The sequence below is a fragment of the Streptomyces sp. NPDC127084 genome (assembly GCF_042724175.1).
Classification (GTDB): domain Bacteria; phylum Actinomycetota; class Actinomycetes; order Streptomycetales; family Streptomycetaceae; genus Streptomyces.
Genome location: NZ_JBHXFA010000399.1, coordinates 1 through 1,200 on the forward strand (window position 1 = coordinate 1; position 1,200 = coordinate 1,200).

2 protein-coding genes are annotated in these 1,200 nt (G+C 65.7%); both read right to left on the bottom strand.

Going from position 1 to position 1,200, the window contains the following annotated elements:
* Positions 1-692 (bottom strand): IS3 family transposase (locus ACFWI9_RS34520; RefSeq protein WP_387169308.1); only part of this gene is annotated, 692 nt, incomplete at its 3' end.
* A gap of 5 nt (positions 693-697) precedes the next feature.
* On the bottom strand, positions 698-1,024 hold the full coding sequence (locus ACFWI9_RS34525; RefSeq protein ID WP_387169305.1) for a transposase: 327 nt from the start codon (positions 1,022-1,024) through the stop codon (positions 698-700).
* Between the last annotated feature and the right edge of the window lie 176 nt (positions 1,025-1,200).

Genomic DNA, 1,200 nt, shown 5'->3' on the forward strand with positions numbered 1-1,200 from the left:
TCCTGCTCCAGTCCTCCGTAGCGATCTTGAACACCTCCGAAATGAAGGTATTGCGACGACCGATTGAATCCGCCCTGCGATCCCCTGTCCGCGTGATGTATCAACTCGCCCTGTGCGTGCGGGGATCCGTCCCGGTCGCGTTGCCACAGGGCCATCTCCAGGGCGTCCAGGACGAGCTTGGTCTCCTTGTTCGTGGAGGCGGACCAGCCGACGATGCGCCGGGAGAAGGTGTCCACGACGAAGGCGACGTAGACGACGCCGCTCCAGGTGGCGACGTGTGTGAAGTCGGCGACCCAGCAGCGGTTGGGGGCACTGGCGACGAAGTCGCGGTCGAGGAGGTCCGGGGCTCGGTCGGCGGCCGCGTCAGTGATCGTCGTAATCACCTTCTTGCCTCCGACGGCGCCGGCGATGCCGAGCTCGCGCATCAGACGCTCGACGGTGCAACGGGCCACGGCATGGCCTTGCCGGTTCAGCTCGTGCCAGATCTTCCGGGCCCCGTACACGCGGTAGTTGGACGTGTAGACCTCCTGGATTCGCTCTTTGAGTTCCTCATCGCGCACGAAGCGGGCGGAGGGGGTTTCGAGGCGTTTCTTGTGGGCGTAGTAGGTGGAAGGGGCGATCTTGCAGTCGTGCTCGGTGAAGGTTCTGCAGATCGGCTCGACGCCGCCGAAGCGGCCCCGGTGCTCGTCGATGAAGGCTACGAGCGTGTGTGTGGCCGGTCGAGCTCGGCCGCGAAGAAACTCGCCGCGGCCTTCAGGATCTCGTTGGCCCGCTTCAGTTCGGCGCTCTCCTTCTTCAACGCCTTGATCTGGGCGGACTCCTCCGTCGTCATCCCCACTCGCGCTCCCGCGTCGATCTCCTGCTGCTTCACCCAGTTCCGAAGCTTCTCGCGGGAGCCGATGCCGAGCTTGTCGGCCACCGCCTGCAGGGCGGCAGTCTCGTTCGGGTGGTCGTCGCGCACCTCGGCGACCATGCGCACCGCACGACGGCGGAGCTCAAGCGGGTAACGGGAAGGTCGTGCCATAACTCGATCCTTTCATCAAATCGAGTATCTATTCGATCCGGGGCGGTTCATGGTCCCGTCAGGCCCCGGCCAGGCGCGCCCTGGAGCGGGACGACGATGCGGTGGCCGGGTGGGTCAAGGAGGTGTGGCCCTGCGCGGAAGACTCGCGGTGGCTCGTGGAGCCTGGCTCGTCTTCG

What these genes read in the sequence shown, in the direction of transcription:
- ACFWI9_RS34525 (WP_387169305.1), bottom strand. Translation starts at nt 1,024, where the DNA reads ATGGCACGACCTTCCCGTTACCCGCTTGAGCTCCGCCGTCGTGCGGTG.